At 63.5% G+C, this 25163-nt stretch carries 22 protein-coding genes and 1 tRNA gene; 5 read left to right on the top strand and 18 right to left on the bottom strand.

Annotated features, from left to right (window positions below):
* Positions 1-3 precede the first annotated feature (3 nt).
* The 4 genes from thrC to argS form a co-directional block, all read right to left on the bottom strand.
* Positions 4-1104 carry a threonine synthase gene (gene thrC / locus HGO92_RS09950; RefSeq protein ID WP_169994291.1) on the bottom strand — a complete coding sequence of 367 codons (1101 nt, stop codon included), beginning with the start codon at positions 1102-1104 and terminating at the stop codon, positions 4-6.
* On the bottom strand, positions 1105-2424 hold the full coding sequence (locus HGO92_RS09945; protein ID WP_169994289.1) for a homoserine dehydrogenase: 1320 nt from the start codon (positions 2422-2424) through the stop codon (positions 1105-1107). It lies immediately after the preceding gene.
* 69 nt (positions 2425-2493) lie between these two features.
* A complete protein-coding gene (gene lysA / locus HGO92_RS09940; RefSeq protein ID WP_169994287.1) occupies positions 2494-3969 on the bottom strand; it encodes a diaminopimelate decarboxylase in 1476 nt (491 codons plus the stop codon).
* A gap of 2 nt (positions 3970-3971) precedes the next feature.
* On the bottom strand, positions 3972-5615 hold the full coding sequence (gene argS, locus HGO92_RS09935) for an arginine--tRNA ligase (RefSeq protein WP_169994285.1): 1644 nt from the start codon (positions 5613-5615) through the stop codon (positions 3972-3974).
* A gap of 245 nt (positions 5616-5860) precedes the next feature.
* Here argS and HGO92_RS09930 point away from each other — a divergent pair.
* A tRNA-Arg gene (locus tag HGO92_RS09930) sits at positions 5861-5933 on the top strand.
* A gap of 94 nt (positions 5934-6027) precedes the next feature.
* On the opposite strand, the gene HGO92_RS09925 is transcribed toward HGO92_RS09930, so the two are convergent.
* Complete coding sequence (locus HGO92_RS09925; RefSeq protein ID WP_169994283.1) at positions 6028-7002, bottom strand: GlxA family transcriptional regulator; 975 nt, start codon at positions 7000-7002, stop codon at positions 6028-6030.
* 81 nt (positions 7003-7083) lie between these two features.
* Between HGO92_RS09925 and HGO92_RS09920 the strand changes: the two genes are divergently transcribed.
* Positions 7084-7245 carry a hypothetical protein gene (locus HGO92_RS09920; RefSeq protein ID WP_169994281.1) on the top strand — a complete coding sequence of 54 codons (162 nt, stop codon included), beginning with the start codon at positions 7084-7086 and terminating at the stop codon, positions 7243-7245.
* 43 nt (positions 7246-7288) lie between these two features.
* Here the strand turns inward: HGO92_RS09920 and HGO92_RS09915 are convergent, their stop codons facing one another.
* Positions 7289-7846 carry a DinB family protein gene (locus tag HGO92_RS09915; protein WP_169994279.1) on the bottom strand — a complete coding sequence of 186 codons (558 nt, stop codon included), beginning with the start codon at positions 7844-7846 and terminating at the stop codon, positions 7289-7291.
* A 135-nt stretch (positions 7847-7981) separates the two neighbouring features.
* Here HGO92_RS09915 and HGO92_RS09910 point away from each other — a divergent pair, with 135 nt between their 5' ends.
* A complete protein-coding gene (locus HGO92_RS09910; RefSeq protein WP_169994277.1) occupies positions 7982-8932 on the top strand; it encodes a helix-turn-helix transcriptional regulator in 951 nt (316 codons plus the stop codon).
* Positions 8933-8992: 60 nt separating this feature from the next.
* On the opposite strand, the gene HGO92_RS09905 is transcribed toward HGO92_RS09910, so the two are convergent.
* Genes HGO92_RS09905 through HGO92_RS09895 form a run of 3 tightly spaced genes read right to left on the bottom strand, consistent with a single transcriptional unit; the run spans position 8993 to position 11715 of the window.
* Positions 8993-9784 (bottom strand): ABC transporter ATP-binding protein, encoded by a 792-nt coding sequence (locus HGO92_RS09905; protein ID WP_169994276.1) that lies wholly within the window; start codon positions 9782-9784, stop codon positions 8993-8995.
* A 1-nt stretch (position 9785) separates the two neighbouring features.
* On the bottom strand, positions 9786-10691 hold the full coding sequence (locus HGO92_RS09900) for an ABC transporter permease (RefSeq protein ID WP_169994274.1): 906 nt from the start codon (positions 10689-10691) through the stop codon (positions 9786-9788).
* A gap of 19 nt (positions 10692-10710) precedes the next feature.
* Entirely contained in the window at positions 10711-11715 is a 1005-nt protein-coding gene (locus HGO92_RS09895; protein ID WP_169994273.1) for an ABC transporter substrate-binding protein, read from the bottom strand.
* A 339-nt stretch (positions 11716-12054) separates the two neighbouring features.
* Between HGO92_RS09895 and hrpA the strand changes: the two genes are divergently transcribed.
* The gene (hrpA, locus tag HGO92_RS09890) at positions 12055-16005 is read left to right on the top strand and encodes an ATP-dependent RNA helicase HrpA (RefSeq protein ID WP_169994271.1); all 3951 of its coding nucleotides are present in this window, start codon (positions 12055-12057) and stop codon (positions 16003-16005) included.
* Between the two features lie 28 nt (positions 16006-16033).
* Here the strand turns inward: hrpA and HGO92_RS09885 are convergent, their stop codons facing one another.
* The 4 genes from HGO92_RS09885 to HGO92_RS09870 form a co-directional block, all read right to left on the bottom strand.
* On the bottom strand, positions 16034-16462 hold the full coding sequence (locus HGO92_RS09885) for an HIT family protein (RefSeq protein WP_169994269.1): 429 nt from the start codon (positions 16460-16462) through the stop codon (positions 16034-16036).
* On the bottom strand, positions 16459-17589 hold the full coding sequence (locus HGO92_RS09880) for an NAD(P)-dependent alcohol dehydrogenase (RefSeq protein ID WP_169994267.1): 1131 nt from the start codon (positions 17587-17589) through the stop codon (positions 16459-16461). The genes HGO92_RS09885 and HGO92_RS09880 overlap by 4 nt, the downstream gene beginning before the upstream one ends.
* Before the next feature lie 25 nt (positions 17590-17614).
* Positions 17615-18514: a sulfurtransferase gene (locus HGO92_RS09875; protein WP_169994266.1), complete on the bottom strand. Its 900-nt coding sequence runs from the start codon at positions 18512-18514 to the stop codon at positions 17615-17617.
* Positions 18515-18591: 77 nt separating this feature from the next.
* The gene (locus HGO92_RS09870; RefSeq protein ID WP_169994264.1) at positions 18592-19248 is read right to left on the bottom strand and encodes an MBL fold metallo-hydrolase; all 657 of its coding nucleotides are present in this window, start codon (positions 19246-19248) and stop codon (positions 18592-18594) included.
* Between the two features lie 111 nt (positions 19249-19359).
* Here HGO92_RS09870 and HGO92_RS09865 point away from each other — a divergent pair, with 111 nt between their 5' ends.
* A complete protein-coding gene (locus HGO92_RS09865) occupies positions 19360-19797 on the top strand; it encodes a Fur family transcriptional regulator (RefSeq protein ID WP_169994263.1) in 438 nt (145 codons plus the stop codon).
* On the opposite strand, the gene HGO92_RS09860 is transcribed toward HGO92_RS09865, so the two are convergent.
* From HGO92_RS09860 to HGO92_RS09840, 5 genes are all read right to left on the bottom strand, one after another.
* Positions 19784-20686 (bottom strand): metal ABC transporter permease, encoded by a 903-nt coding sequence (locus HGO92_RS09860; RefSeq protein WP_169994261.1) that lies wholly within the window; start codon positions 20684-20686, stop codon positions 19784-19786. The two genes, HGO92_RS09865 and HGO92_RS09860, sit on opposite strands and share 14 nt — an antisense overlap.
* Positions 20687-20688: 2 nt before the next feature.
* Complete coding sequence (locus HGO92_RS09855) at positions 20689-21486, bottom strand: metal ABC transporter ATP-binding protein (RefSeq protein ID WP_346768908.1); 798 nt, start codon at positions 21484-21486, stop codon at positions 20689-20691.
* Between the two features lie 69 nt (positions 21487-21555).
* Positions 21556-22404, bottom strand: a complete 849-nt coding sequence (locus HGO92_RS09850; RefSeq protein WP_346768907.1) for a metal ABC transporter solute-binding protein, Zn/Mn family — start codon at positions 22402-22404, stop codon at positions 21556-21558.
* A gap of 280 nt (positions 22405-22684) precedes the next feature.
* A complete protein-coding gene (locus tag HGO92_RS09845) occupies positions 22685-23746 on the bottom strand; it encodes a hemolysin family protein (protein WP_169994256.1) in 1062 nt (353 codons plus the stop codon).
* Positions 23743-25101, bottom strand: coding sequence for a hemolysin family protein (locus HGO92_RS09840; protein ID WP_169994255.1), 1359 nt, complete (start codon positions 25099-25101; stop codon positions 23743-23745). Before HGO92_RS09840 ends, HGO92_RS09845 begins: the two co-directional genes overlap by 4 nt.
* Positions 25102-25163 lie beyond the last annotated feature (62 nt).

The following is a 25163-nucleotide window of genomic DNA, read 5'->3' as shown; positions in this document are numbered from 1 at the left end:
GTGTTATTCGAGACCAAGGGCTGCAGCCACGCTCACGACGTCGAAATCCACCTTGACGGGCGTAACCTCGTGGCCGTCTTCGGTCTGCAAGGCCCACTGCGGATCCTTCAAGCCGTGACCGGTCACTGTGATCACAATGGTCTTGCCCGCCGGGACTTCTCCGGCAGCGTGTTTCTTGATGACGCCGGCAACGCCCGCTGCAGAACCCGGCTCGACGAACACGCCTTCCTTGGAGGACAGCCAGCGGTGCGCCTTGAGGATTTCCTCGTCCGTCACCGAATCGATCAGGCCGCCCGATTCGTCACGGGCGGCAATGGCGGTGTCCCAAGATGCGGGGTTGCCGATCCGGATGGCGGTGGCGATGGTTTCAGGCTCGGTGACCGGGTGTCCCAGCACCAGCGGTGCCGCACCGGCAGCCTGGAAACCCCACAGCGTAGGTGTCTTGGTGGCGACGGCTTCGAGGGTTCCAGTTGTTTCGGACTCGTAGGGCTTGGCGTACTCCTGGTAGCCCTTCCAGTAGGCCGTGATGTTGCCGGCGTTGCCCACGGGCATCACATGGATGTCCGGGGCATCTCCCAGGAAGTCGACGGTCTCGAAGGCAGCGGTCTTCTGGCCCTGGATCCGTGCAGGGTTGACGGAGTTGACCAGGAAAACCGGGTACGCTTCCGACAACTTCCGGGCAACTTCGAGGCAGTTGTCGAAGTTGCCGTTGATCTGGATGATCTCCGCGCCGTGGGCGATGGCCTGGCTCATCTTGCCCATCGCGATCTTCCCGGCGGGCACCAACACGGCGCACTTCAGGCCTGCCTGGGTGGCGTACGCGGCAGCGGAAGCCGAGGTGTTGCCCGTTGAGGCGCATACTACGGCCTTGGCCCCGGCTTCCACGGCGGCGGTGATGGCCATGGTCATCCCGCGGTCCTTGAAGGAGCCGGTGGGGTTCATCCCCTCCACCTTCAGGTACACGCTGGAGCCGGTCAGCTTGGAGAGGGCCTTGGCATGGACCAGCGGCGTTCCGCCTTCACCGAGCGTAATGATCTCGGTCCGGTCCGTGACGGGCAGACGTTCGGCGTACTCGCGGATAACGCCGCGCCATTGGTGGGCCACTTAGACTCCTTCTACTCGCAGTACGGAAGTAACTGAATTAACAATGTCGAGATCCTTGATGGCTTCCACCGTTGCGGCCAGCGATTTCTCGGTGCCGCGGTGAGTGATGATGCGCAGTTCCGCAGATGCGGTTCCGTCCTCTATTGAGACCAGGTCTTCCGTGTGCATGGTCTGGCGCATGACTTCGATCGACACTCCATGGTCTGCGAAGACGTGGGCAATCTTGGCCAGGACGCCGGGCTGGTCGGCCGCGTCGATGCCGATGTAGTAGCTGGTGAGGATGCTGTCTTCGCCCAGGACCGGCAGGTGCTGGCCCGTGGTTTCGGTACGTCCCCGGCCGCCGCTGACCATGCGGCGTGCGGCGCTGACCACGTCGCCGAGCACGGCCGAGGCCGTAGGACGTCCGCCTGCACCCTGGCCGTAGAACATCAGCTCGCCGGCGTTCTCCGCCTCAACGAACACGGCGTTGAAGGCGCCGTGGACGGCGGCCAGCGGGTGGGTACGCGGCAGCAGGGTCGGATGCACGCGCACGGACACCCCTTCGCCGCCGTCCTTGGTCGGCTGCTTCTCGGCGATTGCCAGCAGTTTGATGACGAAGCCGGTGTCTTTGGCCGCGTCGATGTCTGCGGAGGTGATGCCGGTGATGCCCTCGCACTTGACCGCGTCCAGCGGGAACATCGTGTGGAAAGCCAGCGAGGCAAGCAAGGTGCCCTTCGCCGCCGCATCCAGCCCCTCGACGTCGGCCGTTGGATCCGCCTCTGCGTAGCCGAGGACCTGCGCGGCCTTCAGCGCGTCCTCGAAGGCTGCCCCGGTCGTGTCCATCTGGTCAAGGATGTAATTGGTCGTGCCGTTGACGATGCCCAGCACCCGCTTGATCCTGTCCCCGGAAAGGCTGTCCTGGATGGGGCGCAGAATCGGAATGGCTCCCGCCACGGCCGCCTCATAGTAGAGTTCGACGCCCGCGGCGGAGGCCTTCTCGTACAGGGCGGGACCGTCGGCCGCGAGCAGCGCTTTGTTGCCGCTGACTACCGAGGCCCCGTGCTCGATGGAGCGCAGAATGAGCGACCGAGCCGGCTCCAGGCCGCCCATGAGCTCTATGACAATATCCGCGTCCTTGACCAGCGTCTCGGCGTCGTCCGTGAAGAGATCACGGGGCAGGTCAACGTCACGCGGCGCGTCGACGTTGCGGACGGCAATTCCGGCAAGCTCCAGCCGGGCTCCCGAACGCGAGGCCAGTTCAGCGGCGTCGTCCAGGAGAATCCGGGCCACCTGGGATCCGACATTTCCGCATCCCAAGAGTGCCACTTTCAGCGTGTTCATTGCTGTTCTAACTCCCAAAGCCATTGTTGTTTCCAAAAAATCCGCCGCCCCGGAGCGGACGATCGGGCCTCAGCCCGGGTCGCGGGCCAGAAGATCCTCTTCTGTTTCGCCGCGGACAATCAGCCGTGCCTGGCCGTCACGGACCGCAACTACCGGCGGCCGCGCCACATAGTTGTAGTTGCTGGCCAGCGCCCAGCAGTACGCTCCAGTGCCCGGCACCGCCAGCAGGTCCCCGGCGGCTACGTCGCCCGGCAGATAGACGTCCCGCACTACAATGTCACCGCTTTCGCAATGTTTGCCAACCACGCGGGAAATAATCGGGTCTTCATCCGTCACACGGGAAGCCAATACCGCCGAATAGTCGGCGTCGTACAGTACGGGGCGGGCGTTGTCGCTCATTCCGCCGTCTACGGAAATGTAACGCCGCGGATAGGTCTGTCCTTCCTCACTGTCCACGTTCACGGTCTTCAGCGTTCCCGTTTCGTACAAGGTGAACGTGCTCGGCCCCACGATGGCGCGCCCCGGTTCGATCGAGATCCGCGGAACCTTCAGCTCCAACCTGCGGCAAGTGGAACTAACGACGGCAGCCATCGCCTCCGCGAGTTCGGCCGGCGGGCGGGGCGTATCGGCCTCGGTGTAGGCAATGCCGTAGCCGCCGCCCAGATCCAGTTCGGGGAGCTCGACGCCGTGTTCGTCACGGATTTGGGCGACGAAGGTCAGCAGCCGCTCCGCCGCCAGGGCGAAACCTTCAGGCTCGAAGATCTGGGAACCGATGTGGCAATGCAGTCCCAGCAGATTGATGGACTCGGATGCCAGGGCTTCGTTGACTGCCCGTGCGGCCGGTGAGTTGCCTGCGGAAGGCGACGCCCCGCCGTCGTTCGCTGTACCGGACTCCGTGTCCGCTGCTGCCATGGAGAGACCGAACTTCTGGTCCTCGTGCGCGGTGGCTATGAATTCATGCGTGTGGGCGTGCACACCGGGCGTCAGGCGCAGCATGACATTGGCCTGCTCGGACCGGCTGGCGGCAAGGGTTGACAGCCGCCGGAGTTCATCCAGGCTGTCCACCACGATCCGGCCCAGCTTCATGTCCAGGGCACGGTTCAGTTCCGCATCGGACTTGTTGTTCCCGTGCAGGCCAAGCTTCTCACCGGGGATGCCTGCCCGTGCAGCCACGGCCAGTTCCCCGCCGGAGCAGGTATCCAGCCGAAGGCCTTCCTGCTCCACCCAGCGCGCTACCTCGATGCAGAGAAAGGACTTTCCGGCGTAGTAGACGTCCACTCCCCCGCACAGATCGGCGAAAGCGGCGTCGAAGGAGTCCTTGAAGTCCCGGGCGCGGGCACGGAAGTCGGTCTCGGACATGACGAAGAGCGGCGAGCCGAAACGGGCCTTGAGGTCGCTGACGCCAACGCCGTCGATCTCCAGCTCGCCGCTGGCACCGCGGGCCACGTCGCGGGCCCACATCTTGGGCTGCAGTTGGTTGGCGTCTTCCGGATAGCTCAACCACTGGGGAGCGAGCGGGGATGAATCGCGAATTGTTGAAGTCATGCTTACATCCGTTCCGGCGCGCTGACGCCCAGCAGGCCCAGGCCATTGGCCAGAACCTGCGTGGTTGCGTCATTGAGCCACAGTCGGGTGCGGTTCAGGTCGGTTACTTCGCCATCGCCCAACGGCGTCACGCGGCAGGAGTCGTACCAGCGGTGGTAGGCGCCGGCGATGACTTCCAGATGGCGGGCAACCCGGTGCGGTTCGCGCAGCTTGGCAGCCGTGGCCACAACGGACGGGTAGGCGCCGAGATAGGCCAGCAGTTCGTTTTCGGTGGCATGGTCCAGCAAAGACGCGTCGAAGGCGCTGCGGTCCACCCCTGCGGCTACGGCGTTACGTGCAACGGCACAGGTACGGGCATGCGCGTACTGCACATAGAACACAGGGTTCTCGTTGCTGCGCTTGGTCAGCAGGTCCAGATCGACGTCGATGTTGGAATCCGCGTGCGACCGGGTCAGCGCGTAGCGGGCCGCGTCCACACCAACAGCGTCCACCAGGTCCTCCATGGTGACCACCGTGCCGGCGCGCTTGGACATCCGGACCGGTTTGCCGTCCTTGACCAGGTTCACCATCTGGCCGATCAGGACCTCAACGCGGTCCGCGCTGTCGCCCATGGCGGCGGCAGCAGCTTTCAGCCGCGCCACGTAGCCGTGGTGGTCGGCTCCGAGCATGTAGATGCACAGCTCGAAGCCACGGTCGCGCTTGTTCTTGAAGTAGGCGATGTCGCCGGCAATGTAGGCGGCGTGGCCGTCCGACTTGATGACAACCCGGTCCTTGTCGTCGCCGAAGTCAGTGGACTTCAGCCACCAGGCGCCATCGTCGAAGTAGAGGCTGCCGGAGGTCTTGAGTTGTTCCAGCAGGGCGTCGACGGCGCCGTCTTCAAAGAGCGCATTTTCGTGGAAGTAGACATCGAAATCGACGCCGAACTCATGCAGCGACTTTTTGATGGCAGTAAACATCAGCTCGACGCCGCGGCTGCGGAACTCTTCCTGCGGGTCTGCCGCGGAGAGCGCGTCCGGATTCTGTGCCAGCACGGCGTTGGCAATATCCGCGATGTAATCGCCGCCGTAACCGTCCTCCGGGGCCGGCTCGCCCTTGGCGCTGGCGAGCAGGGACCGGGCAAAGCGGTCGATCTGGTTGCCGTGGTCATTGAAGTAGTACTCGCGCGTAACGTCCGCCCCCTGCGCCTGCAGGATACGGGCCAGCGAATCCCCCAAGGCAGCCCAGCGTGTCCCGCCCAAGTGGATGGGCCCGGTGGGATTGGCGGAGACGAACTCCAGGTTGATCTTGGTGCCGGCGTACTCCTCTCCGGTTCCATACCTATCGCCGGTTTCGACGATAGTCTGGGCCAGTGAACCCGCGGCCGCGGCGTCCAGCGTGATGTTCAAAAACCCGGGACCGGCGATGTCAACCTTGGCAACGCCGTCGATCTTGGCCAGCCGGGCGCTGAGGATTTCGGCGAACTGGCGCGGATTCATCCCCGCCTTCTTGCCCAGCTGCATGGCCACATTCGTAGCCCAGTCACCGTGCTCGCGGCTCTTCGGTCGCTCCACCCGCACCTCGCGGGGCATCTCGACGGCGAAGTCACTTGCGTCGACGGCATCCTGCAGGCAGGCGGTAATGGCAGCGGAAAGTTCTTCTGGAGTCACCCGTTAAGCATAAGTGCAGTGCAAACCGGATTCTGCCGCCGCCCCGTGGCCTGTGGCTGCCACCACGGAAGATCTGGCGCACAGGTACGGTCACATGGTTTCTCCACGGGTTTTCCAACGAGGTGGGCGTTCGCCGGATTCACCAGGACGCTGTCCTCGGATACTGACGGTTTGTGTCTGTGGGGGTAGTTCCTGATAAGCTCATTGACGTCCCAAAAGGTGCTGGAAGATTTACCCGGCGCCGCGCCCTCGTAGCTCAGGGGATAGAGCGTCTGCCTCCGGAGCAGAAGGCCGTAGGTTCGAATCCTATCGAGGGCACCGCAGAAAGCCCCGCCGCTGGAATACCAGCTGGCGGGGCTTTTCCGTTCCGGCGGGACACCTGGTGTGCCGGCAAGCCTGGAGACCGTTGCGGTTAGTGGACAGCCATGGCCGCGGAGCTTCCCCGGAATGTCCGGCGGTAGGCTGCAGGCGAAATGCTGAGTGCTTTGACGAAATGATGGCGCAGCAGGACCGCCTGACCGAAACCGGTGGCGCGGGCAATCTCGTCGATGTTCAGATCCGAGGTTTCCAGCAGCTCCTGGGCCAGCAACACACGCTGGGCATTGATCCAGGCAGCGGGCGTGGCGCCGGTCTCGGCGCGGAACCGCCTGGCGAAAGTCCGTTCCGACATGTGCACGCGTTGGGACAGTTCCGCGATGGAGACCTCGCGGTCAAGATTCTCGCTGAGCCAGACCACGAGGTCCTTGAGCGTGCTGCAACCTTCCAGCGACAAGGGCCGCGCGATGTACTGGGCCTGGCCACCCTCCCGGTGCGGCGGCACCACCATGTCCCGGGCAATGGCTGCCGCCACTCCGGCACCGAGCTCCGTCCGGACCAGATGCAGGCAGGCATCAATCCCGGCCGATGTACCGGCGCTGGTGATGATCCGGTCATCCTGGACGTAGAGCACATTCTCGTCGACATGGATCTGCGGGTATTGCTGGGCAAGCTGCTGCGAGTACTGCCAGTGCGTGGTGGCGCGGCGGCCGTCCAGCAAGCCGGCTCCAGCCAGGACGAAAGCACCCGTGCACAAAGACATCACCCACGCTCCACGAGCATGGGCGCGGCGGAGGGACTGCTTAACCTTTTCCGGCACCGGCGCGTCCCATTGATAGGGCGCCACGATGAGCAGATCCGCGTCCTCGGCCGCTTCCAGCCCCAGTTCGACGTCGATGGAAAACCCGGTCTTGGTGTCCACCTTCCCCGGCGTAGGTGTGCAGACCTTGAAATCGAAGGCCGGCACCCCGGTTCCACGGGCGGAACGATCAATGCCGAACACCTCGCATGCGACCCCGAATTCGAACGGCGAGGTACCTGGAAGCACCAGCACGGCTACGTTTCTAAGCATGCGTCCATTATGGCAGTTTTTTATCGTTAGCGGTCGTTTCTGCCACTCTTTTTTTGGCCCATACCGGCGCACCATGAAGTCATGGAACTTCTTCTAGCCCTGGCTTTCATCCTCATCCTCGTTGCCACCGTCGCCATCATCCCCAGCGATGGACACGGCCATACTCCGGAGGAGCGGTCCCTGCAGGACTGGTCCGACGGCGTCCTGCCCAGCCGCCCGTTCTCGCAGCTGATGCGCTGGTAAGCGCCGGCTCTTCCCCAGTCGAAGACGGCGCTGTCGAAGCCCTCTACTGCCGGTGGGCAAAAAGGTCCCGCAGCAGGGCCACTTCGGCAAGATGATGGATCATTTCGCGGTTGATGTGCAGTACCAGCGCCGCCATGGAACGGTCCGCAAACTGCCCCTCTGCCGCCCCGCAGGGTTTCTCCAGGCCCGGCTCGCCCAAGGAACCCACGCCGTCGATCCAGCGGGCATAGTATTCGTCCAGCAGCGCCAGCGCACCGTCTGCGGTTCCCGGATAGTCAAAGCTTTCGTAATCGACGGCCGGCCCGCCGAAGTGCGACGCGTTTCTGGCTCCCAGCACTCCGACCAGGATATGGCCGAGCCGCCAGGCGATGGTGGTGACTGGTGCCGGATAGGGTTCGGGTATGGCGAAGTCGATCGTGTAATCACCCGAACCTACGGACATCGGCGCATGGCTGGTCCCGCGGTGGCGGACGTTCCAGCAGTCCTCCCCCGGTTCCCAGAAATACTCCTCGTCGGTCAGCCCCTTTAGCCGTGGTCTGGCCTGGTTCTCCCAGTGCCACTGAAGCTGGTCCAGCAGTTCGAATTCAGCGTTGAACACCATTTTCCGCGCCCTTTCCCGATCAGCTCCGCCCACCGCGGCGCTGCAGCTTGTCTGGCTCCATCATGTCTGGCCGCCGCCGGTTTGCCCAGAGAATTCAGGACGGCGGCTGTCCGCATTGGGGCGTAGATTGTGTGCATGCTTGAAACGTCGGCACGGCTGCTTCAGCTATTGTCCCTGCTCCAGATGCGGCGCGAATGGACGGGTTCGGCTTTAGCTGCGCGCATGAGCGTCACGGAGCGGACCGTCAGGCGGGACATCGACAAGCTACGCAGTCTCGGCTACCCCATCAACGCGTCGCCCGGAGTGGCCGGCGGCTATCAGCTCGGCGCCGGCGCGCAGTTGCCGCCGCTGCTGCTGGACGATGACGAAGCCCTGGCCGTTGCACTGGGGCTCAGCGCCGTCACCGCCAGTCCCGTCTCAGGTGTTGCCGAAGCGTCGGTACGGGCGCTGACCAAGCTTGAACAAGTACTCCCGTCGCGGCTCCGGCCCAAATTCACCATGCTCAAGAACGCGGTCACCACGTTGAGCAGCCCGCGGACTGTGGTGAACCCGGAGACGCTGACCAGCGTTTCCGCCGCCATTTCCGACCGCCGGGTGGTGGCGTTCCGTTACGCCAAACCGGACAGCGAGTCCTTCCGGCGCCTGGCCGAGCCTTACGGCCTGGTAGATACCGGACACCGATGGTACCTGGTGGCCTGGGATCTGGGCCGCCAGGACTGGCGGACTTTCCGCGTCGACAGGTTCGAAAGCGTTCCTTCGGCACGGGAGCGCTTCACGCCCAGGCCGCTGCCGCAAAAAGATCTGGCAACGTATGTCCAGCGCTCGATCACGCGCTCGCCCTATCGTTATGACGTCGTCGTACGTATTTTCGCGCCGCTTCAAACGGTGGCCGAACGGATACCTCCCCAAGTAGCGGAGCTAACCGACGACGGCGGCAGTACCGTTCTGCGTTCGGGTTTCGATTCGCTGGACTACCCCTTGATGCAGCTCGCCGCAATGGGGTTCGAGTTTGAAATCCTCCAGCCCGCCGAATTCAAGGTCCGTGCGCTGGAACTGGCGGGAAAACTGGCGAAGGCCGGACGCTAACGTGTCCGGCCTTCATCAGTCCCGCCCAAACACTGGCCCGCAGCCTGTGTCCCGGCAGACCTACTGCAGCATGGTGCGGTCGTCCAGGGCGCCGCCCTTGATCTTTTCGAACTCGTGCAACAGGTCCTGGACGGTGGTTTTACGTTTCTGTTCCTGGCCAATGTCCAGGATGATCCGGCCTTCATGCATCATGATCAGCCGGCTCCCGAGGCGCAGGGCCTGCTCCATATTGTGGGTGACCATCAGGGTGGTCAACTGGTGCCGTTCCACAACCTCCGCGGTCAAACGGCTCACGAGGTCAGCCCGTTGCGGATCCAGCGCGGCCGTATGCTCATCCAGCAGCAGGATTTTCGGGCTGCTGAAGGTGGCCATGAGCAGTGAGAGCGCCTGGCGCTGCCCTCCGGAGAGGAGGCCCACTTTGGCTTTGAGCCGGTTCTCCAAGCCCAGTTCGAGCGATTTGAGCTCCTCCTGGAAAAATTCCCGCTTCTTCTTCGTGACACCGGGGCCCAGGCCTCGCGTCTTACCGCGCTCGTAAGCCATTGACATGTTCTGTTCGATCGTCATGTCCGGGGAGGTCCCGGCCATTGGATCCTGGAAGACCCGACCAATGAATTTTGCCCGCTGGTGGTCCGCCAGTTTGGTCACATCGTTGCCGTCGATCCTGACCGTACCGGTGTCCGGTCGGAGCTTGCCCGAAGTGATGTTCAGAACCGTCGATTTCCCGGCGCCGTTGCTGCCAATCACCGTGACGAACTCGCCCGGCGTGAGCGAGAGGTTGATCTCCTTCAGCGCCACCCGCTCATTGACGGTGCCGGCGAAAAAGGTCTTGTGCACATTAGTTATATCCAGCATGTCAGCCCTTAGCTCCCGCCCCGGTCAACGACTTCCTCATGTTGGCCAGTCCGCCGATCCGTTTGAAGAACTTCCATTGTGGCAGCACTAAGGCGGTGACCACCAGCACTGCGGAGATCAGCTTCATATCGTTCGGGTTCAGACCCGCCTGGAGGGCAAGCTGGATGACCACGCGGTACAAAACGGAGCCGAGAACTACGGCCAGCGAGGCAATGATGATGAGCCTCGAGCCGAAGATCGCCTGACCGATGATGACTGACGCCAGACCAGCCAGAATCAGGCCGATACCCATGCCGATGTCGGCGAACCCCTGGTACTGGGCAATGAGTGCGCCGCACAGGCCGACCAGCCCGTTGGAAAGCGCGAGACCCAGGATTTTCATCCGGTCGGTGCTCACGCCGAAGCTGCGGATCATTTCTTCGTTGTCACCGGTGGCCTGCATGGCCAGACCGACGTCTGTGTGCAGGAACCAGTCGATGACGAACTTGACCGCCAAGGCAAACAGCGAGAAGACCACCACGGCCATGGCAGTGCCAAGCAGACCGGCGTCGCGCAGGGGCGTAATGAGGGTTTCTTCGCGCAGCAGGGGCAGGTTTGCCCTGCCCATGATGCGCAGATTTATCGAATACAGGGCGATCATGGTCAGAATGCCGGCCAGCAATCCGTTGATCTTGCCCTTGGTATGCAGTATTCCGGTAATCCAGCCCGCAACCAGTCCTGCACCGAAAGCAGCGATGGTGGAGACCACGGGCGAGAAGCCGTTGATGATCATGATCGAGGCGACGGCAGCTCCGGTGGTGAAGCTGCCGTCAACCGTCAGATCGGGAAAATTCAGAATGCGGAAGGTCAGGTAGACCCCCAGGGCCATGATCGCGTAGATCAGGCCCAGCTCAACCGCGACAATCATGTGTCGGTATCCTCAGGTTCTACTCGATGACGCGGTCGGCGGATTCCAGCAGGGAAGCCGGAATCTCGACGCCCATGCGCTCAGCGGCTGCGGGGTTGACGACAACTTCCAGTTCGGAGGCCGTCTGGATCGGCATCGTTGCCGGGTCAGCGCCTTCGAGAACCTCGATGGCCATCATGCCCGTCTGGTAGCCCAGGTCCTCGTAGTTGATGCCCTCGGTAGCGACGGCACCGCCTTCTACGCTGGCGGCATCCGAGGCGACTACCGGAATCTTCTTGGATTCCGCAACGCCGATGAGCGACTTCAGGGCAGAGACAACATTGTTGTCCGTCGGTACATAGAACGCGTCGACATCCAGGGACTGCGCGGCCTGCTGGACCTCGCTGGAGTTGCTGACCGTGGCTTCCTTGATTTCCAGCCCCATCTCGGCGGCGACCTTCTTCGCCAGGTCAACCTGGACCTGTGAGTTCACCTCGCCTGAGCTGTAGACGATGCCCACACTCTTGGCGTCCGGGACCAGTTCCTTCAGCAGGCCCAGCTGTTCCTTGACCGGATTGAGGTCGCTTGTCCCGGTGATGTTGCCGCCGGGTGCCTCAAGTGATTCGACCAGACCAGCCTCGACCGGATCAGTAACGGCGGTGATGAGGATGGGGATGTCCTGGATGGCCTGGGCTGCTGCCTGGGCAGTCGGAGTGGCGATCGCGAGGACAAGGTCCTTCTGGTCGGTAGCGAACTTGCCGGCAATCGAGGTCGCGGTAGCCTGGTCCCCCTGTGCGTTCTGCTCGTCGTAGGTGACATTTTCACCCTCGGTGTAGCCGTTCTCGGCCAGCGCCTTCTTGAAACCCTCCCGCGACGCATCCAGCGAGGGGTGGGAAACAATCTGCGTGATGCCGATTTCGGTCATTTCGCCGGCTGCCCCGCTCTCGCCGGATCCGGCCTCGCCGCCGCCGTTGCCGCACGCTGTCATCAGCAGTGCCGAGGCGAATAGCGAGGCGCCCATGGTTGTGTATGTTGACCGTTTCATGCCAGTGATTCCTTTCAAATCGCAAACGTGCCGGATGCTCCCGGCCCGCTCCCCCAAGTCACATCCGTCCATGCGCTCCACTGTTGCTAACGGTGGAATATGCCACTTGCCGGCGGCGTCATTACCCGGCTGCGGACACGGACAGTCGTTCCCTGCGGAAAGTCCTCTCTGATAGTACCTGTGAACAGCGTCACATTGTCTAATCTTCAGTACAGGCTTAGGACAAGAGTCCACTCATACTGGCTTAAGAATGGACGATCCGTATCGAAATGACAGTTCGTCTGGGGTTCTGTCCATGGATGTGTGGGTGCTTGGGAACCGATAAACTGGTGCGCAATCATGACACTGAAAATCACCTATCCCGAGATGTTGCCGGTTTCGGAACGGCGGGATGACATCATGGCGGCCATTGCCGCCAACCAGGTCACCATCATTGCCGGCGAAACCGGCTCGGGGAAGACCACCCAGATTCCCAAAATGTGCCTTGAGCTGGGGCTCGCGGAGAAGGGCCTGATCGGCCATACCCAGCCTCGCAGGCTCGCCGCCCGCACCGTTGCCGAGCGGATTGCGGAAGAACTTGACGTCAAGCTGGGCGAGGTAGTCGGCTTCCAGGTCCGATTCACCGGTCAAGTCGGCCGCAGCACCCGGATCAAACTCATGACTGACGGCATTCTGCTCGCCGAAATCCAGCATGACAAACTGCTGAAGAAATACAGCACCATCATCATCGACGAGGCGCATGAGCGAAGCCTCAACATCGACTTCATTCTGGGCTACCTCAAGCGGATCCTGCCGCAGCGCCCGGATCTGAAAGTCATCATCACCTCCGCCACCATTGATCCGGAGCGCTTCGCCAAGCATTTCGGCGACGATGAGCCGGCTCCGATCATCGAGGTCTCGGGCCGCACCTACCCCGTGGAAATCAGGTACCGTCCGCTCAACATGCCGGCCGGCACCATCGACTCGGACGACGAACTGGAAGAGGACCGCGATCCCTTGGACGCGGTCTGCGACGCGGTGGACGAACTGGCCGGCGAAGCCCACGGGGACATCCTCGTCTTCTTCTCCGGGGAGCGGGAGATCCGCGACGCCGCGGACGCACTGCGGTCGCGGGTGCAAACCAACCGCCGGTTGGCGGGAACCGAGATCCTGCCGCTCTACGCCCGGCTCTCCCTGGCCGAACAGCACCGGGTCTTTTCGCCCGGTTCCGGCGGCAAGCGGCGGATCGTCCTGGCCACCAACGTCGCGGAAACCTCCCTGACCGTACCGGGGATCAAATACGTCATCGATACCGGCACGGCCCGTATCTCGAGGTATTCGCACCGGACCAAGGTCCAGCGTTTGCCCATCGAGCGGATCTCCCAGGCCTCCGCCAACCAGCGCTCCGGCCGCTGCGGCCGAGTCAGCGACGGCATCGCAATCAGGCTGTATTCGGAAGAGGATTTCGAAGCCCGGCGCGAGTTCACCGATCCCGAAATCCTGCGCACCAACTTGGCCGCCGTCATCCTCCAGATGACAGCCATGGGTGTGGCCCGCAGCCCGAAGGACATCGAGAATTTCCCGTTCGTCGAGCCGCCGGAGACCCGGGCGATTAACGACGGCGTCAACCTCCTCCGCGAGCTCGGCGCCTTGGCTGACCCGGGCAATCCGGCGGACGCGGTCCGCGAACCGCAAGCTTCGGGCCGCGGCGGTGGCCGCGGCCCGCGTCGCGAACCCGGCCTTACCGCCGTCGGGCACCAGCTTGCCCAGTTGCCGGTGGATCCCCGTCTGGGCCGCATGATTGTCGAAGCCGGCAAACGCGGGTGCGTCCGCGAGGTCATGATCCTCGCTGCGGCGCTGACCATCCAGGATCCGCGTGAACGACCGTCTGCGGACAGCGGCAGCAAGCAACAGCAAGCCGCCGAACTGCACAAGCGCTTCGTGGACGAGAACTCGGACTTCACGGGCATCCTGAACCTGTGGCGCTACGTGCAGGACAAACAGAAGGAACTTTCCTCCACCCAGTTCCGCAGGCTGTGCCGCACCGAGTTCATCAACTACCTGCGGATCCGCGAATGGCAGGACCTGTTTGCCCAGCTGAGGCAGCTCGCCAAGCCGCTGGGCATCACGCTCTCTGCCGGCAGCGAAGTAGATCCTGTTGGCAAGCATGACGACATCCACAAGAGCCTGCTGGCTGGTCTCCTTAGCCACATCGGCGCGTACGAGGAGCGCAAACGCGAATACGCCGGTGCCCGTGGCACCCGCTTCGCGATTTTCCCCGGTTCTGCCTTGTTCAAGAAGTCACCGGAATGGGTCATGGCGGCCGAGCTGGTGGAGACGTCCCGGCTGTGGGCCCGGGTAGCTGCCCGGTTCGATCCCGTGTGGGCCGAGGAAATCGCCCCGCAGCTGCTCAAACGGACCTATTCCGAGCCGCACTGGTCCCGTCGCCTGGGTTCCGTTATGGCCTATGAGAAGGTCACGCTCTACGGCGTCCCGATCATCCCGCAACGGCGCATCCAGTACGGCAGGATCGACCGTGAACTTAGCCGGGACCTGTTTATCCGCCATGCCCTGGTTGAAGGTGACTGGCGCACGCACCACAAGTTCTTCCACCGCAACCGCGCCCTGCTGGCCGAGGTCGAAGAGCTGGAAACGCGTACCCGCCGTCGCGGCCTGCGCGTGGATGATGAGACGCTTTTCGAGTTCTACGATCAGCGCATCGGCGAGAACGTGGTCTCCGAGCGCCACTTCGACAAATGGTGGAAGGCGGCACGGCAGGAAAATTCCACGCTGCTGGACTTCGACCCCGATGCGCTTCTGACCGAGGAAGCCGAAGAGCTCGATGCAGGCGCCTTCCCGAAAATTTGGCGCCAAGGCTCCTTCGAGCTGCCGCTGAGCTATGAATTTTCGCCGGTGGCCCCCGGCGGGACACCCAATCCCTCGGACGGTGTCACGGCGGAAGTGCCAGTGCTGTTCCTGAACCAGCTCGATCCGGCGCCCTTCCGCTGGCAGATTCCCGGCCTGCGAGCCGACCTGGTCACGGCCTTGATCAAGTCCCTGCCCAAGCAGGTGCGCAAGAACTTCGTGCCGGCCCCCGATGTGGCCCGTACGGCTGCCGCGGCTCTTGCCGAGGAGTTTGTTCCGGAAGAAGACGAGCTGGAGCCCTCGCTGGAGCTGGTGCTCCGCCGGCTCAAAGGACACGTTGTCCCGCCTGGTTCATGGAACTGGGAGGTAGTGCCGCCGCACCTGCGGATGACGTTCCGTGTGGTGGACTCGCGCGGAAAAGTCCTCGGCGAAGACAAGGACCTGGCCCGGCTGCAGGAAGAACTTGCACCCCAGACCCGCCGCGCCATCGCCGAATCACTCGGTGCCACCCCCAAGACGGCCAAGCCGGCAAAGCAGGCGAAGGCATCGACACCTGCTGCTCCTCAGACCACGGGGATCAGGGAACAGACAGGGCTGACCGAGTGGACGGGCGGCACGCTTGAACGCGAGGTCAAGCGGTTGGTAGCGGGCCACACAGTCACGGGCTATCCGGCATTCGTGGATGAAGGCCAGACGGTCGCGCAGCGGATCTATCCCAATGCCGCGGAGCAGGAGTCCGCCATGCGCTCCGGCGTCATCCGGTTGCTGGCGCTTCGGGTGCCGTCCCCGCAGCGCTACGTGCTGGACCATTTGAACAACACCGAGAAACTCACCTTCAGCCAGAACCCGCACGGCTCCGTCGCCTCGTTGATCGATGACTGTACGCTGGCGGCCATCGACAAGCTGGTGCCGCAGGATCTGCCCTGGTCCAAGGAAGAATTCGACCGCCTGTATGAGGTGGTCCGTGCGGAACTGATCGACACCGTCTTCTCCGTGACCGCCGTCGTCGAAAAGATTCTCTCCAGCAACCGGCGGATCCAGAAATCGCTCAAGTCCAGCACGAGCCTGGCCCTGATCAGCGCGCTGAACGATATCAAGAGCCAACTTGAGCAGCTGGTCTACCCCGGTTTCGTCGCCCGCACGGGCTATGCCCAGCTGAGCCATCTCCCCCGCTATCTGGCCGCGATCGAGCGCAGGCTGGAGAAGCTCCCAACCAACGTGGCGCGGGACGGCCAGCAGATGGCGGCCGTGCAAAAGCTTGAAGACGAGTACGACGACGCCGTGGCGGCTTTGCGTCCCGGCTCGCGGCATCCCGGGGCGCTGCGTAAGGTGCGGTGGATGCTCGAGGAACTGAGGGTCAGCTTCTTCGCCCAGGAACTGGGAACGGCCTATTCCATTTCGGAGAAGCGCGTGCGTGCCGCCCTGAACGAGGCCCTCAGCCAGTGACGCCGGACGAACGGCCCGGCGTCACTGGTTAATCCGCCGGGACGAATTCGCCGTAGCCGGCGTCGCGCAGTCCCGCGCGCAGTTGCCGCGCGTTGTTCTCCATCCGTTCGGGATCCGGGTTCTGCTCTGCCCGCTTGAAATCGAATTCGGCTTCCGAGCTTGCCGGCCACACATGGAGGTGGAGGTGGTCCACCTCGAACCCGGCGATAATCATGCCTGCCCGCGGCACACCGAACACCTCAACCTGTACCTTGCCGATGGTCTGGGCAACGGCCGTCACCTTCTGCCAAAGCTCCGCCGGCGCGTCCGTCCAGCGGTCCACTTCCTTACGCGGAACCACCAGCGTGTGGCCCTCGGCCAGCGGGCCGATGCTGAGGAAAGCAACGACGTCGTCGTCCTTCCACACGAATTTGCCGGGGATCTCACCGTTGATGATTTTCGTGAACAGGGTGCTCATGCTGTCTCCTTCACAGATGCTATATCCAGGACAAACCGGTACTGCACATCACCGGCAACCATGCGGTCGTACGCGTCATTGAGCTGGTCGGCGGTGACCATTTCAATATCGGAAGTGATGTTGTGTTCGGCGCAGAAATCCAGCATCTCCTGGGTCTCTGCGATCCCGCCGATCATGGAGCCGCCGTAGGCGATGCGCTTGCGGATGAGCGCACCAACCGGAACCGGTGGCATGTCATCCGGTGGCAACCCCAGCTGGATCAGCGCGCCATCCCTGCGGATGGTCCGCAGGTAGGGACCGAGATCGTGGGCAGCGGCGACGGTGTCGATGATCAGGTCCATGCTGTCCCGGACGTGCGCCATCGCGGCGCGGTCCGAGGAGAGGACTACCCGGTCTGCCCCCAGTACGCGGGCTGCCTCGGCCTTGCCTTCCGACGTAGTGAACACCGTGACCTCGGCGCCCATGGCCTTGGCGAGCTTAACGGCCATGTGCCCGAGGCCGCCCAGACCCACAACACCCACCGAGTCACCGGCCTCCACGCCGAAGTACCTCATGGGTGAGTAGACGGTGATGCCGGCACACAGCAGCGGGGCGGTGGCCGCCGGGTCGAGGCTCTCCGGAACGCGCAGACAGTAATTTTCGTCGACGACGATCGAGGTGGCGTAGCCGCCCTGGGTAGGCTCGCCACCGTGCCGCCGATCGGGCACACCGTACGTACCGGTGGAACCGTTCTCGCAGTACTGTTCCAGGCCCTCTTCGCAGCTGACGCATTCGCGGCAGGAATCCACCAGACAGCCCACGCCCACCAGATCGCCGATCGCGTGGAGCGTCACGTCCTGTCCAATCCCCGTCACCCGTCCGACGATCTCGTGGCCGGGCACCAGCGGATACCGCGATGGCCGCCACTCGCTGCGCACAGCATGCACATCCGAATGGCACAGTCCGCAGAAGGCAATCGCGATTTCCACGTCGTGGGGTTCGGGCTCACGCCGCTCGATCTGCAGGGGAAGAAGCCCCGACGTCGGCGATGTCGCGGCATAGGCCTGCGCGGTGCTCATGGGTCTCCTTGGATTCGGCGTTGGCAGGGGCTGGCCCAACGGCGGCGGTTGGGGGCGGCCAAGACTCATACAGCGACGCTACCCTGTTGCCGCATCAGCCTGCCAGTTGCGAACGCGGCGCTGTCCCTGGTTCAGGGGTGGCGTCTACCGCGTGCCCGCCCGGCTCGCTTCCCAAAGCCACGGGCAGTTCCGAACGCTGCGACCACTGCGACCAGGAACCGGGGAATAAGGCGGCCTCGAGGCCGGCGTGGGCCAGCGCGGCAACTTCGTGCGCGGCTGTAACGCCTGACCCGCAGTAGACTCCAATCGCCCGGCCGGGCAACACACCCAGCTCGCCGAACCTGGCGGCCAGCCGTTCCGGGGGCAGGAACCTGCCCGCTGCATCCAGATTGGCGCCGGCCGGAGCGTTGATGGCGCAGGGGATATGACCCGCCTTCGGATCCACCGGTTCGTTTTCGCCGCGGTACCGCTCCGGCGCCCTGGCATCCAGCAGCAGCCCGTAGCTCGTAAACCCCGTGACTTCGTCGAGCTCCAGCACGGACATGTGGCCCGGCTTCAAGGTGACGCAGCCGAGGCTTGGCATTTCGTCGCCGCGATCGGTTTCAAAGCCCGCATCCCGCCAGGCTGCCAGTCCGCCGTCGAGCAGGAAGACGTTGTCAAAGCCGCCGTCTTTGAGCAGCCACCACAGCCGCGCGGCGGATAGCCCGCCCACATTGTCATAGGCGACCACAATATCCCCGTTGTTGATTCCCCATTCCCGTGCTGCTTCCACGAAAGCGGCTGCGTCCGGCAGCGGATGGCGCCCGGCCCGCGGGGACGGCGGTGCGGCCAACTGCGTTTCCAGATCGACGTAGATAGCGCCGGGAATGTGCTCGCCAAGATAGTGTTCGCGGCCGTGGGGGTCGCCCAGCGCCCAGCGGACATCGAGTACAACCGTGCGGAGGCCGGAGGTCATCCGGTCCTGCAGGGTCCGTACGTCCATCAGAGTCCTCATGAGATCTCCTCCTGAACTGTTGCCGGCCCCGTTGCCGGCGGATGTGCTGCTGCCCAAGGGTTCGGGCAGCTGGGTTTTCACAATGTGACGCTCTGCCCCGGCTCCAGATGCTCGTAGCGCGTGCCGTACCGTTCGCCGAAGGACTTCACATGTTTTTCGACAATACCCTTGCCCGCACTGTTCAGCAGGCCGTCATGAATCGGAAACGCCCGTTCTGCCCGCATTGCGGTGACAAAATCGATCACCTCGCCGATTTTGGACCAGGGGGCATGGATCGGCACCAGTACCGTTGAAACCTGCAGGCCGTGGGGGACGATGAAGGAATCCCCCGGGTGGTACACCTCGTCATTAATCAGGTAACCGATGTTGGCCACCATGGGAATGTGTGGGTGGATCAGGGCGTGCTGCCCGCCAAACGTGCGGATGTCGAAGCCGGGGATCGAAAACCGGGTTCCGGAGTCCGAAGCATGGATTCGCGCGGCAGCCTCGGGCACCAGCGCACGCAGTTCCTCCGCCACACCTGACGGGGCGTAGACCTCCAGTTCCGGCATGGCAAGGATGGCCGAAGGCAGCCGCTCCCGGTCGACATGGTCCTCATGTTCGTGCGTAATCAGGACGGTGCCGGCACCGTCCAGAGCCTGGTCAACTTCGGAGAGGTTTCCGGGATCGAGGACCAGCACCTGGCCGTCGCGCTCAAGCCTGACGCATGCGTGGGTGTACTTGGTTAGCAGCATGGTCCCAGCCTACCCAGCCGGTGCCATCCGGCAACCGGTCCCGGGCCGGCTGATAGGCTGGAGGTCAGCCTTCAGGCCGCACCACCAGCTGTCAAGGAGACCTCCCACGCAATGTCGACCCCCTCTGCCGATTCCCAGGCACCCCGCCGCGGTTCCGAGCAACGAGTGACCCGGCAGCGGCTCGCCGTCAGTGGCGCACTGGACAGCCTCGACGATTTCGTCAGTACCCAGGAACTGCACCGGCTGCTGCATGGCCGCGGTGACTCCGTCTCGCTGGCTACCACGTATCGGATTCTGCAGTCCATGGCCGAGGACGGGCAGGTGGATGTGCTGCGCAAGGACGACGGCGAGGCCGTGTACCGGCGCTGCGCCGTTGAACACCACCATCACCACCTGCTCTGCAGGGACTGCGGCAAGGCCGTGGAGATCGAGGCGCCGGCAGTGGAACAGTGGGCCTCCCGTGTTGCGGCTGAACACGGCTACACGCAGGTCGCACACACCGTGGAAATGTACGGGCTCTGCCCGGAATGCAGCGCTAAGCGGCAGTAACTTTCACCGCAGCGATGTCCGGGGAAGCGCTTCGACGTGTCCTGCCCAGCTTGTCGCGCCGTGCACCGATCAACCGGCAGACCACGTAGATCAGGAACGAGATCGTGGTGACGTAGGGGCTGATCGGAATCCGCCCACCCAAAGCCAGCAGAATGCCGCCCACCACGGAAACCAACGCGAAGATTACGCTCAGGCCGACCACCAGGCGGGGCGAAGCGGTGACCCGAAGTGCGGCAGCAGACGGTGTGATGACCAACGCCAGCACCAGCAGCGCGCCCACTATCTGGATGGACAGGGCGACCGCCAGGCCCAGCAGGAACATGAACCCGATGGCCAGTTTACCCACGGGCACTCCCCGGGCTTCGGCAAGATCCGGATCCGCGCTGGCAAACGTCAGGGGCCGCCAGATCGCCAGCAGGGCCACGATGACGAACAGCGAGCACCCCAGCATCACATTCAGCTGCACGGTGTCCACCGAGACAATCTGCCCGGTGAGCAGGCCGAACTTATTCGCGGACCTGCCCTCGTACAAGGACAGGAAAAGAATGCCCAGGCCCAGGCCGAACGGCATGATGACCCCGATGATGGAGTTCCTGTCCCGTGCCCGCATGCCCATGACGCCGAGGATGACAGCGGCAACCACGGAGCCCAGCAGCGAGCCGAAAACCACGTTGGCGCCGATGAGCAGCGCGAAAGCGGCGCCGGCGAAAGACAGTTCGGCGATGCCGTGGACGGCGAAGGCCAGATCCCGCATCATGACGAAGGTTCCGATGAGCCCGCCGACCAGTCCGAGCACGGCTCCGGCGATGAGCGAGTTGGTCACCAGCGGAAGCAGCTGGGAGTAGTCTTCGAAATTGAAGACCGCGTTCATGAACTCATTGAGGTCCATGCTCAGTCCTCCTCGCCGTGGTGGTGGGTGGTGGCGTCCGGCAATCCGACCACGATGATGCGGCCCTCGTTATGGATGACTTCGACGTGGCTGTTGTACATGTCCGACAGGACTTCGGTGGTCATAACGTCTTCGGGCGCCCCGACCCGGAACTGGCCGCCCGCCAAATACAGCACCCGGTCCACGTAATCGATGATCGGGTTGATTTCGTGCGTCACGAACACCACGGCGCTGTTCTGCTCATGGCATTGCGTATTGATCAATGCACTGACTGCCTGCTGATGGTGCAGGTCCAGCGACAGCAACGGCTCATCGCACAGCAGCACCTTGGGATCCGTAGCCAGCGCCTGGGCGGCCCGCAGCCGCTGTTGCTCGCCGCCGGAGAGCAAGCCGACCGGAGCCTCAGCATAGGACGAGGCACCCACCAAATCCAGCAGTTCGTCCACGCGCCGACGGTGCCTGCGCCCATTGAGCCGGACACCCCAGCGATGACCGTCCAGGCCGAGACCGACAAGGTCCCTGGCGCGCAGGGGCGTGCCTGAGACAAATGACTTCTGCTGCGGAATGTAGCCGATATCGCGGCTCCCCCGCGCAACCGAACTGCCGTTGATACGCGCACTTCCGTGCGTCAGCGGCTGCAGCCCGAGCAGTACCCGCAGGAAACTCGTCTTGCCGGACCCGTTCGGCCCGAGCACCGCAAAGAACTCGCCCGGATTGATCTCGAGGTCCAGGTCATGCCACAGCACGCGGTTGCCAAAGGAAAGGGAGGCCCCCTGCAGGCTGACGGCGGGTGTTGTCACACGGTTCCTTGTACTCGGTCCGGTTGGCTGGGACAAGTCAATCACAGTAGTGCTGGTCATGGTCGTCACTTAGGCCGCGAGCACGGTGGAAATATTGTCCAGGTTGCTGCCCATCCACGACACATAGTCCTGGCCTTCGGGCAGCGTTTCAGTGAAAACAACGACGGCGACGCCGGCCTCTTCCGCCAAGGCACGCAGCTGCTGTGTCTGGGGGCCTTCTGTCTGCTCGTTGTAGGCCACGAAGCTGACGGTTCCCCCGCTGATCAAGTCCTGGGTTTCCTTGACGGCAACGGGCGCGGCATCGCTGCCCTCTTCGACCGCCTGCAGGAAGTCGGCCGGAGTCTCGTTGTGCAGACCGAGCGCTTCAAGCAAATAATGCGGCACGGGATCGGTGGCCGCCACGTCGGCATTGCCAGCGCGTTTGGCCAGCGCATCGCGCTCCTGCACCAAGGCGTCGATGTCCTCGTTGAAGGCGGCGCTGTTGGTCTCAAACGTCGCGGCATTGGCCGGATCCAACTCGCTGAGCTTCTCGGCGACGACGGCGGCCATCTTGCCCATGGTTTCGAAGTCATACCAGACGTGTTCGTTCAGGCCTTCAACATGTCCGTGGCCTGCGTGCTCGTCGCCGGCTTCCGGCGGGGCAGATTCCCCGGTCTGACCGCCCAAACCGGAGACGTCCACGGCGGTGACGACGTAGTCGTGGTCCTTGTCGGTTTCATCGACCAGACCGTGCAGGAAGGGATCATATCCGCCACCGTTTTCGATGACGACATCCGCTTCGGACACGGCGAGCTTGTCTCTGGCGGTTGCCTCGTAGGAGTGGGGGTCCTGCGAGAGCTTGTTGATGATGGAGGTCACCTCCACCGCCTCCCCGCCGATGGTGGCCGCCAAGTCGCCGTAGACATCGGTGGATGCCACAATCTGGACCTTTCCGGCTTCCCCGCCATCCGTCCCACTGGATTCGGAGCTACCTTGGCCGCAGGCCGAAAGCATCAGTGCGAGTCCGGCGACACCGGAAATAGCAGTCAGACCACGAAACGGCCGCATGGACACCTCGATCTACTCATAATGAGAATCAATACCAACAAGGAACTTTTCCAGTGTAACGTAACGCGAACCGTTCGCATTACCATCGCTGCCTACTGCCTGCTGTCTGCTGCGGCCCGGAGCCGTGACGCTCCGGGCCGGAGTCCCCGGATCAGGCGCCCAGCCGGCGCACACCCTGATTCTGGGTGGTGTCCCGGATTTCCCCCACCAGTTCCTCAAGCACGTCCTCAAGGAAAAGCACTCCGTGGGTCTGGCCGTCCGGCCCAATCACGCGGGCTAGATGGGAACCGGTGCGCTGCATGACAGCCAGGGCGTCCTCGATTTCCTCATCGCGCGACAGGTTGGCCAGCGTGCGCACCTTGGTCACCGGAATGGCTGTCGAATACCGCTCCTCGGGAATCGTCATGATGTCCTTCAGATGCAGGTACCCGGTGAGGTTAGCGTCGCCGTCGGCAACCGCGAAGCGGGAGAAACCTGTCCGGCCCACTACCCGTTCGAACTCCGCAGGCGTGGTGTCTACGCCGATGGTGACCAGCTCACCCAGCGGAACCATGATGCTTTCCGCTGTCTGGCCGGAGAACTCCAGCGAGCTGGAGATCAACCCTGCTTCGTCCTCCACCAGGCCGTGGCGGGTGGATTCCTGCACGATGGACTGGACTTCCTCCAGGGTGAAGGTGGAGGTCACCTCGTCCTTCGGCTCGATGCGGATCGCACGCAGAATGTGGTTCGCGGACCAGTTCAGGACAACGATCACCGGTTTGACGATCTTGCCGACAAAGACCAGCGGCGGGGCCAGCAGCAGGGCCGCCTTATCCGCGGTGGACACCGAGATGTTCTTCGGCACCATCTCGCCGAAGGTCACGTGCAGGAACGTCACCAGCAGGAGGGCGATCACGAACGAAATTCCGTAGGAGACGTCGTGCGGTATCCCGATCCAGCGCTCCAGCGGAATCAGCAGGAGTTCCTTGATGGCCGGCTCGGCGACATTGAGGATGAGCAAGGAACAGACGGTAATGCCCAATTGCGCACAGGCCAGCATCAGGGAAACGTTTTCCATTGCCCACAGCGTGGTTTTGGCCCGCTTCGATCCTGCTTCGGCCAATGGTTCGATCTGGCTCCGCCGGGCCGACATGACTGCAAATTCGGCACCGACAAAGAAGGCATTGCCAAGCAGCAGCACAACAAGCCAGAAGATGCCCATACCCGCGCTCATCGGACGCCACCTTCGGCAGCCGCGGTCCCGGGCGTCGTCGTGCTGCCGCCCTCGCCGGCCACCGGAGCCGGAATGAACCGGACCCGGTCCACCCGGCGTCCGTCCATGCGCTCCACTTCCAGCACGCCGCCGGGTACGTCGACGCGGTCGCCGGCAGCAGCTATGCGGCCCAGCTCGCTCATGATGAATCCGCCGACGGTCTCATAGCCTGCTTCGTCCGGAACAGTGAGCAGCGGGATCTGTTCGGAGACCTCGTCCGGGCGCATCAACCCGGGGAAGTACCAGTTGCCCGCGGCACTCTGCAGCACGCCGGGCTTGACCCGGTCGTGCTCATCGGAGACCTCGCCGACGATTTCTTCCACCAGGTCCTCGAGAGTGACGACTCCCGCTGTGCCACCGTATTCATCGAGAACGACGGCGAACTGCAGGTTTGACGCGCGCAGCTCCGACAGCAGCGAATCCAGGTGCACGGTCTCGGGCACCCGCAGCGCATCGGACATGATCGTTGCGGCGGCCAGCTCCGACCGTTTCCAACGCGGCACTCCAATGGCCTTTTTGATGTGGACAACACCGCGGACATCGTCCGGCGAGTCGCCCAGGATAGGGAACCTTGAAAAGCCGGTTCTCCGGGCAGCCGCCACGATGTCTTCTACGGTGTCGTCGGCGTCGATGAACTCGACGCGGATACGCGGGGTCATCACATCGGCGGCCGAACGGCCGGAAAACCTCAAGGTCCGGGACAGGAAGTTTGCGGTACCGGCATCCAGCGTGCCCATGTCGGCGGATCGGCGCACCAGGGAGGCCAGCTCGGACGGCGTCCGGGCGCCGGAGAGTTCTTCCTTGGCTTCCAGGCCGAACAGATGAAGCACCTTGTTGGAAAAGCCGTTAAGGACGACAATCGCCGGTTTGAATACTGCGGTGAACAGCAACTGCGGCCGGGCAACGGCCTTGCCGACTGCCATGGGCAGGGCGATGGAGGCATTTTTCGGAACCAACTCGCCGATCAGCATCGAGAGCAGGGTTGCCACCGTCATTGCGATGACCACGCCGGCGGTCTGGATGATGGCTTCGGGCAAGGCCAGCATCGCCAGCGGCGCACGAAGCAGGCTGCTGATGGCCGGCTCCAGCAGGAAACCGGTCAGCAAAGTGGTTATGGTAATGCCCAGCTGGCAGCTGGAGAGTTGGGTGGAAAGGGACTTCAGGCACTTCATCACCGCAACGGCGCCCTTGTCGCCCTTGTCAATGGCCCGCTGCACGGTGGCCTGGTCCAGCGCCACGAGGGCGAATTCAACCGCCACGAAGAAGCCGGTTCCGAAGATCAACAGCATGCCGGCGGCAATCTGGATCCACTCCATCAGAGGACCACCACCGCACGCGGTGAAGTTATGAGCGCAGACTGCGCCGGCGGGGGCTTGTC

It is taken from the genome of Crystallibacter degradans (genome assembly GCF_012952295.1).
In the GTDB taxonomy this organism is placed as follows: Bacteria; Actinomycetota; Actinomycetes; order Actinomycetales; family Micrococcaceae; genus Crystallibacter; species Crystallibacter degradans.
This window is presented reverse-complemented; position numbering and strand designations above follow the sequence as displayed.